The organism is Arthrobacter sp. SPT-J7, from assembly GCF_059089965.1.
Map to the genome: position 1 here is coordinate 1 of NZ_JBNHFF010000151.1, position 8,307 is coordinate 8,307.

Annotated in this window: 6 protein-coding genes; 2 read left to right on the top strand and 4 right to left on the bottom strand. The window is 67.1% G+C overall.

Annotated elements, in window-relative coordinates; all coding sequences use genetic code 11:
- Positions 1-999, bottom strand: a 999-nt coding sequence (lipA, locus tag AC5RWX_RS27500; protein WP_494099431.1) for a lipoyl synthase, incomplete at its 3' end; no start/stop codon positions are given.
- A complete protein-coding gene (gene lipB, locus AC5RWX_RS27505) occupies positions 996-1,664 on the bottom strand; it encodes a lipoyl(octanoyl) transferase LipB (protein WP_494099432.1) in 669 nt (222 codons plus the stop codon). The genes lipB and lipA, both read right to left, overlap by 4 nt.
- 142 nt (positions 1,665-1,806) lie before the next feature.
- Between lipB and AC5RWX_RS27510 the strand changes: the two genes are divergently transcribed.
- Positions 1,807-3,450 (top strand): serine/threonine-protein kinase, encoded by a 1,644-nt coding sequence (locus AC5RWX_RS27510; protein ID WP_494099433.1) that lies wholly within the window; start codon positions 1,807-1,809, stop codon positions 3,448-3,450.
- A 32-nt stretch (positions 3,451-3,482) separates the two neighbouring features.
- On the opposite strand, the gene AC5RWX_RS27515 is transcribed toward AC5RWX_RS27510, so the two are convergent.
- Positions 3,483-4,376, bottom strand: coding sequence for a TIGR01777 family oxidoreductase (locus AC5RWX_RS27515; protein WP_494099434.1), 894 nt, complete (start codon positions 4,374-4,376; stop codon positions 3,483-3,485).
- 76 nt (positions 4,377-4,452) lie between these two features.
- Between AC5RWX_RS27515 and AC5RWX_RS27520 the strand changes: the two genes are divergently transcribed.
- A complete protein-coding gene (locus tag AC5RWX_RS27520) occupies positions 4,453-7,965 on the top strand; it encodes a S41 family peptidase (RefSeq protein ID WP_494099435.1) in 3,513 nt (1,170 codons plus the stop codon).
- 74 nt (positions 7,966-8,039) lie between these two features.
- Here AC5RWX_RS27520 and AC5RWX_RS27525 read toward each other — a convergent pair.
- On the bottom strand, positions 8,040-8,307 hold a 268-nt coding region (locus AC5RWX_RS27525), incomplete at its 5' end, for an OsmC family peroxiredoxin (protein ID WP_494099436.1).

The following is an 8,307-nucleotide window of genomic DNA, read 5'->3' on the forward strand; positions in this document are numbered from 1 at the left end:
GGCGGCGAGGAGGGAGCTGGCTTCCTGGCGGGTGGTGCCGGAGGACTCGATGTGCGCGAGTTCGGCGGGGATTTCCCAGCCTTTCTTGCGCATCGCGGTGGCCCAGAGCCGGCCGGCGCGGTAGGAGGAGCGGACCAGCGGCCCGGACATCACGCCGAGGAAACCGATCTCGGTGGCCTCGTCCTGGAGATCCACGAATTCCTGCGGCTTGACCCACCGGTCCACCGGCAGGTGCCGCTCACTCGGGCGCAGGTACTGGGTGATGGTGATCAGGTCACAGCCGGCCTCGTGCAGGTCCCGCAATGCTTCGGAGATCTCTTCGCGGGTTTCGCCCATGCCCAGGATCAGGTTGGACTTGGTCACCATGCCCAGGTTCCGGCCCTGCGTGATCACATCCAGGGACCGCTCATACCGGAACGCCGGCCGGATCCGCTTGAAAATCCTGGGCACGGTCTCGACGTTGTGCGCGAACACCTCCGGCTTGGAGTCGCAGATCGCGGCGATGTGTTCGGGTTTGCCGGAGAAGTCAGGGATCAGCAGTTCCACGCCGGTGCCGGGGTTCAGTTCGTGGATCTTGCGGACCGTCTCGGCGTACAGCCACACGCCCTCGTCCTCAAGGTCATCGCGGGCCACGCCGGTGACGGTGGCGTAGCGCAACTGCATCGCCTGCACCGACCTGGCCACCTTGGTCGGTTCGAACCTGTCCACCGGGGAGGGCTTGCCGGTATCGATCTGGCAGAAATCACACCGCCGGGTGCACTCGGACCCGCCGATCAGGAACGTGGCTTCCTTGTCCTCCCAGCACTCAAAGATGTTGGGGCAGCCGGCCTCCTCACACACCGTGTGCAGGCCTTCCTTCTTCACCAGGTTCTTGAGCTGGACGAACTCCGGCCCCATCTGGACCTTGGCCTTGATCCAGTCCGGCTTCCGCTCCACCGGAACAGCAGAGTTGCGCTGTTCAACGCGCAAAAGCTTCCGGCCTTCAGGTGCCAATGTCACAGTAGAGCTCCTTCGGGGGTAGCGACCAGGGCGTCTTCATTCTTGCGCAGTTCTTCGGTGATTCTTGAAACGAGCCCAGCCGGGGAGATGTCATAACCGGTTTCCTGGGTGATGGTTGTTACGCCGGCATCGGTTATTCCACAGGCAATGATCTGCGCGTACGGGGCAAGATCGTTATTGCAGTTGATGGCGAACCCGTGCATGGTGACTCCCTCATGGACGCGGATGCCGATGGCGGCAATCTTCCTGTCCGGGCCCTTCGCGTCTGCTGCGATCCAGACCCCTGCCCGGCCCTTTATCCGCACTGCCTGGATGCCGTAGTCGGCAAGGACGTTGATGATGACCGACTCGAGGCGTTCAACGTAGTCGCGAATCCCTGCCCGGTTCTTCAGCTTGATGATGGGATACCCCACGAGCTGGCCAGGGCCATGCCAGGTGAGCTTGCCGCCGCGGTCCACCGGGACCACCGGCGTGCCGTCGAAGGGCCGCTCGTGATCCTCTGTCCGCTTACCGGCCGTGTAGACCGGGGCATGTTCGAGGAGGAGTACAGTGCTCGGGGCCTTTCCGGCGACGACGTCGTCGTGGAGTTCGCTCTGAATGGCCCAACCGCGGGTGTAGTCGACAAAGTCCGGAGCAAGACCCAGCTGTGAAAACTCAAGAGTCATGGCATCCAGCTTAGACCTTGGGCAGCCATGCACCGGGTTTAGTGCTTAAGCTCACCGTGCACCCCCGGGCACTGGCGGCTGGGGGCTCCGCCCCTGTGGATAACTTCTGCGCGCATCCCCCGTATTCGACTAGACATAGGTCATGGAAGATTTGCAGGGGATGACGGCCTCCGGCTATGCAGTGGGGCGGTTGCTGGGCCGTGGCGGCAGTTCCACTGTCTGGTTGCTCCGGGAGGAACGGAGCGGCCGGGAGTTCGCCCTGAAGTACTTCAGTCCGCCTGCCCGAAGGTCATCACGTGGAGCGGTGATGACCGAAGAAGGCATCCGGCGTGAGATCCGCATCCTGTCCGCCCTGAACCATCCGCACCTCATCAAGGCCCACGACAGTGTGCTGCTGGCTGCGGAGGGACCCGCCGCACTGATTATGGACTACGCACCAGGCGGCTCCCTCGCCGGCCTGGTAGCTGCCAGGGGCAAACTCGGCGTGGGGGAAACCGTGACGGTGCTGACGCCCATCGCCCAGGCCTTGGCGTATTTGCACGGCAAAGGGTTCACCCATGGCGACGTCTCCCCGGGCAACGTCCTTTTTACGGCCCAGGGCAAACCGATGCTGTCCGACGTCGGCATCGCCCGGATGCTGGGTGATCCTGGCTCTGCAACCGGTGCAGGCACACCCGGATTTATGGATCCGGCGCCGGTGGACGCAGTTCGGGCAGGCCTTCAGCCCGAACGTGACGTCTATTCGGCGGCAGCGCTCGGCTGGTTCTGCCTCACCGGCCTGCCTCCGCAGCGGACGGCGGAGCGCCCGCCCTTGTCCCTCCTGCTTCCGGAGGTCCCCCGGGAACTCGCCGCTGCCCTGGAGTCCGGCCTGAACGAGGACCGGAGGCTCCGGCCTACCGCCGCCTCCCTCGCCACAGCCGTCTACCGGAGCGCATCACCCCTGCCGCTGGACCTCGCGCCTGCAGTCCACCCAACAGTCCTGCCGGAACTGGTAACCCGCCTGCAGGCACCAACTCCACGCCGGCTCGGCGAACGGGTCCGCGGACTGCGGCGCCGGCTGACGACGTCGAAATGGTCAGGCCTGTTCGTTGCCCCGGGAAAGCTGCCCTTCCTTGAGGCGAAGGCAGTCATGCCTCCGGCCCGCCCTGGGAACCAGGGGAAAGGGCGGCACGCCTCCGCGCGGGGTGGCTGGCAGGTGCGGCGGATCGCTCTTGCCGGGGCAACTGCTGCGGCAGTTGCTGCAGCCTGGTGGCTGTCCGGCGCGGGGGTCACCGCCACCGGACCGGATTCCCCGGCGGAGGCGGCTGCTGGGGCAAACACAACCAGCGTTCCCGACTTTCTTCCTGCGGAAACACGCCAGCACGCCGATCCAGTGAAGGCAGCCAGGCAGCAGGCGGCATCACCCGATCCCGGCGTGGCGGTCCACGGCCTCGCGGTGCTGAGGTCGCTTGCCCTCAGCACGGGAAGGCTGGAACTCCTCGATGAGGTGAACCAGCATGGCTCGGCTGCGGCGGCAGCAGATATTGGAATCAGCGGGCTGCTGCGCCAATCCGGCCGCGTCCTGTCCGGCTTCTCCACCACGCTGTCACAGGTGCAGGCGGAGGAGGGCGGAACCGAAGCCGGCGCCGTGGTTGCCGTTACATCAGCCTCGTCCGCCTACGAGGAAAAGGATGCCCAGGGTGTCGTGAGCGCCAGGGGAGAGGCCGGCGCCGGGCAACGGCTTCGCCTGGTACTGGTCCGGGAGGACGGCAGATGGCGGGTCACCGACATCCTTCCCGGCACCTGATGCCGGCTGCCCCCGGGCGGCGAGGCAGAATCCTACTCTCTGCCGGCTACCCACTGCGCCGCCTGGGCGAGCGTGGGATGCTGCCAGGCGAAACCGGCAGACGACAGCAGGGCGGGTTCCATGCGCTGGCTGGCGAGAAGCAGTTCGTCGGCAAGATCGCGCATCACCAGGCGCAGTACCGGGGCCGGAACCCGCAGCGCGGCGGGGCGGTGGAGGGCTCCGGCCAGCGCAGCCACCAGGGCGTTCATGTCTGTGTCCTCGGGGGCGCAGAGGTTGACCGGCCCGGACAGCGGGGACTCCAACAGGAAGAGGAAAGCTGCCGAAACGTCCGGAAGGGTGATCCATGGCCAGTACTGGCGGCCGTTTCCGAGCGGTCCGCCAACCCCCAGCCGGATCAGGGGGAGCAGCCTGCCGAGGGCACCGCCGGAACGGCTAAGGACCACCGCGGTCCGCGGAACCACCACCCGCACACCCGGGGGAGCGGTGGCTGCTGCCGCTTCCCACTCGCCACAGATCCGGGCGAGGGCGCCGGCTCCCTGCGGAGCGTTTTCCCGCAGTACTGTGTTGCCGGCGTCGCCGTAGTAATTTGCGCCGGATTGGCTGATGAAGACAGGGGGCGGGGAACCAAGTTGCCGCATGGCATGGGTGAGCGTCCGCGTGGAGTCCAGCCGCGACCTGAGAAGTTCATCAACGCGCCTGCGCGTCCAAGGCCTGTCTCCGATGCCGGCACCGGAGAGATTGACGACGGCGTCGGCTCCGGCCAGTGCCTTCGGGTCAAGTTCCCCGGCGGCCGGGTTCCACTGGACTTCCGTTGCCGCCCTCGGCTCCCGCCGGACCAGGGACACGACGTCGTGGCCGGCGCCGCGGAAGGTGGCCGACATGTGGGTACCGATCAGGCCGGAGGCGCCGGCGATGACTATGCGCATGGGGTCCATCACACCACGGCGGCGGCGGAGCAGGCACCTCCAACAGGGGTTAGCGGGGGTTGACTATGATCAAACGATGACCTTTTCGAGTTACTTCCGTTTCCCGCATCTGCACGGCGATCTGGTCACCTTCGTGGCTGAGGATGACGTGTGGATTGCGCCCCTGGGCGGAGGGCGTGCCTGGCGCGTCTCCTCGCTGCAGCTGCCCGCCCGCAATCCCCGCTTCACCCCGGACGGACAGAGGCTGGTGTGGACCGTGGTGCAGGGAACAGCGCCGGAGGTGGTGTCCGCAGCGGTGGACGGCGGCGACTATCGGCAGCTGACCTACTTCGGCCACGGAACCACCCGGGTAAAGGGCTTCACCGCCAAGGGCTCCGTCGTGGTCACCAGTGCCTTCCGCCAGGCCGAAAGCCGCCACACGCACGCCTACAGCGTGCCCATTGAGGGCGGCTGGGCCGAGGAACTGCCGTTCGGCCCGGTGGAGTCGGTCGCCTTCGGCCCCGAAGTGGGTGACGAGCGCCCGGTGGTGGTGGGGAGCGTGCTGTCACGCGAACCCGCCTGGTGGAAGCGCTACCGCGGAGGCACCGCAGGAAAGCTCTGGCTGGACAACGACGGCAACGGTGAATTTGAACGCCTGCTCCCCGACCTTGACGGCAACTTCGCTGATCCCATGTGGGTGGACGGCCGGATCGCATTCCTGTCCGACCACGAGGGTTACGGCAACCTGTACTCGGTCCTTCCCAATGGAAAAGACCTGCACAGGCACACGGACCACGAGGACTTCTACGTGCGGCATGCCGCCTCCGACGGCAAGCGCATCATCTTCGAGTCCGCGGGCGAGCTCTGGGTTCTTGCTGATCTTGGTTCCGACCCCGTGCGGCTGGAGATCACGCTGGGCTCTGCTTCCCAGTCGCGGCGCCCGGCACTGCTCAACACCAGCAAGCACCTTGCCGCGGCAGTCCCGGACGGCGCCGGGGCGGCCAGCGCAGTCGAAGCGCACGGCACCATCCACTGGCTGCGGCACAAAGACGGGCCTTCCCGGATCATTGAAGCAACGCCGGGCGTCCGTGCCCGCCTTCCCAGGCCTCTTGGCAACGGGCGGCTGGCCTACGTGGCGGACCACGACGGCGTCGAAGCCCTGTACGTCAAGGACGTTGCCGCGCCGGTGCCCGGCAGAACAACGGAAGCAGGCGTCGTGGGGACATCCACGCCCGCCGGAGGGCCAAGCAGCGGTACTGCTTCAGGGCCCGGACGGGACACAGCCGCCGTAGCCTTACCGCAGCCTGTTCCGGCCGCCGGGGCTGCGGTCCTGGCAGGAGCCGGTCCCGCTCCCGCGGTCAGGGATGACCAGCAGGCTGACGTCGCGCCGGAGAACGCCCCCCCAGCTGCCGGGGCTCCTGCTCCCGCAGCAGCAACCCGCATCGCTTTCCCCCGCCCCACCCGCACCAGCTCCCTTGAGGCCAGCCCGGACGGTGACTGGCTTGCGCTGGGTACGTCCTTAGGCGAGGTCTACGCGGCCAACACCCGGACGGGGGAACTGACAGTGGTGGCCAGCATCGGTGAAGGCACCGTCACGGATCTTGCTTGGTCAGCGGATTCCCAATGGCTGGTCTGGTCCGAACCCGTCACCTCCTTCGGTTCGCGCAGCCGGCTCCGGCTGGCCAAGGTAACGGATCTTGGCTCCGGCCTGGTGGACGTCACCGATGGGCGCTTCTGCGACACCTCGCCGGCTTTTACCCCGGACGGTAAGTTCCTGGCGTTCCTCTCCAACCGCAGCTTCGACCCCGTCTACGACGGGCACTCCTTTGACCTCTCCTTCCCCAGCCCCATTAAGCCGTACCTCGTGGCACTGGCGGCTGACACGCCGTCGCCGTTTGGTCCGTCGGTGGATCCGGACGCTGGGGAAGCCGCGGCGGGCGACGGAGCCGGGGAACCGAAGCAGGAAGCTGCGGCAGCAGTGCCGGACGTCAGGGTGGATCCCGAGGGGCTCGCCCACCGCGTCATCGGCGTCCCCGTACCCCAGGGCAACTACACGTCCCTGAAGGCAGCCGACGGGGCACTGCTGTGGCTCGACTGGGCCCTCGCCGGAGTCACCGGTGACGGCAAAGCCCATCAGGACGACAAGGATGCCCGCCCCAGCCTTACCCGCTTCGACCTCGCCCGCCGCAAACAGTCCACGCTCGTGGAAGGGCTGGACAGCTTCCGGCTCTCCGGCGACCGCACCAAAGTGGTGCTGATCTCCGACAAACAGGTCAGCGTTGTACCGGCGGACAAGAAGGCTGACGAGGAATCAGGCGAGCTGGTCAAGGTGGACCTTGGTCGGATCCGGGTAATGATGGACCCGCTGAGCGTGTGGGGCCAGGCCTTCGACGAGGCATGGCGCCTGCAGCGCGACTTCTTCTGGACCGAGGACATGGCAGGGCAGGACTGGGAGTCCATCCATAAGCGCTACCGTCCGCTGGTTGACCGGCTGGGTTCCCACGACGACCTGGTGGACCTCCTGTGGGAACTGCACGGTGAGCTGGGTACCTCCCACGCCTATGTCCGGCCCGCACCCGTCACGGAGAACGGAAGCCATGGCCAGGGCCGGCTTGGGGCTGACCTTGCCCTTACAGCGGCGGGCTGGGAGATCACCCACATCCTTGCCGGTGAGTCATCGGACCCCCTCGCAACGTCGCCCCTGACGCGGCCCGGTGTCGGTGCCAAGGCCGGAGACGTCCTCCTGGCCATCGACGGCGTTCCGCTGTCCGGAACCGTGACCCCGGCGATGCAGCTGGTGGGGGCGGCCGCCCGGCCGGTGGAGCTGACACTCCTCAACGGCGGAGCGCACGGCGACGGAGCCGGCAGGCAGCGGCGGGTCGCGGTCGTCCCCGTCAAGGACGAGGAGCGCCTGCGGTACCAGGAATGGGTTGCTTCAAACCGGAGGACCGTCCGGGAGGCCTCGGGCGGCACCTTCGGATACCTGCACATCCCGGACATGATGGCCAACGGCTGGGCCCAGCTCCACCGTGACCTCGACACCGAAACGGCGTTGGACGGCCTCATTGTGGACGTGCGGCGCAACCGCGGCGGGCACACCTCCCAGCTTGTGGCTGAACTGATCGGCCGTAAGGTCACCGGCTGGAGCATGCCGCGGGCTGAGAAGCCCCGGACTTACCCGCACCACGCGCCGCGCGGGCCGGTCATCATCCTTGCCGATGAGTTTGCCGGGTCGGACGGTGACATCATCACCCAGGTGTCAAAGCTGCGGGGCATCGGTCCCGTGATCGGAACGCGCACCTGGGGCGGCGTGGTGGGCATCGACAACAGGTTTGCCCTGGCAGACGGCACCAGTGTCACCCAGCCGCGGTACGCTACCTGGTTCGGCGGCGGTGTGGGCTGGAGCGTCGAGAACTACGGCGTGGACCCGGACATTGAGGTCACCTATCCGCCGCACGCCTATGCAGCCGGTCGGGATCCCCAGCTGGAATACGGCATTGGGGCACTCAAGGAGATGGTGCAGGAGCTTCCCACCGACCGTCCGCCGGCACGCGAAGGCTACCGCCGGCTCCGGCCTGCGCCGCTGCCGCCACGCGGTAAGGGCAGGTAACCCCGCAGAACGGAAAAGCCCTGCCTGGCCGGAACGGCCAGGCAGGGCTTTTTAGTGCCAGCGCGGGAAGCGGTTCAGGCCTCGAGCGTAGCGTCCAAGGTGATGTCGATGCTGGCAAGGGCGCCGGAAACGGGGCAGCCGACCTTGGCCTCGGCAGCGATCTTCTGGAACTCGTCTTCGGAAATTCCTGGGATGCGGGCAGACATCGTCAGGTGGCTGCCGGTGATGCCGGTGCCCGGCACGAAGGTGACGTCAGCCTTGGTGTTGACTTCCTCCGGCGCGTGGCCGGCCTGGGCCAGGGCATGGCTGAAGGCCATGGAGAAGCAGGCGGAGTGGGCTGCC

What these genes read in the sequence shown, in the direction of transcription:
- lipB (WP_494099432.1), bottom strand. Translation starts at nt 1,664, where the DNA reads ATGACTCTTGAGTTTTCACAGCTGGGTCTTGCTCCGGACTTTGTCGAC.
- AC5RWX_RS27520 (WP_494099435.1), top strand. Translation starts at nt 4,453, where the DNA reads ATGACCTTTTCGAGTTACTTCCGTTTCCCGCATCTGCACGGCGATCTG.
- AC5RWX_RS27515 (WP_494099434.1), bottom strand. Translation starts at nt 4,376, where the DNA reads ATGCGCATAGTCATCGCCGGCGCCTCCGGCCTGATCGGTACCCACATG.
- AC5RWX_RS27510 (WP_494099433.1), top strand. Translation starts at nt 1,807, where the DNA reads ATGGAAGATTTGCAGGGGATGACGGCCTCCGGCTATGCAGTGGGGCGG.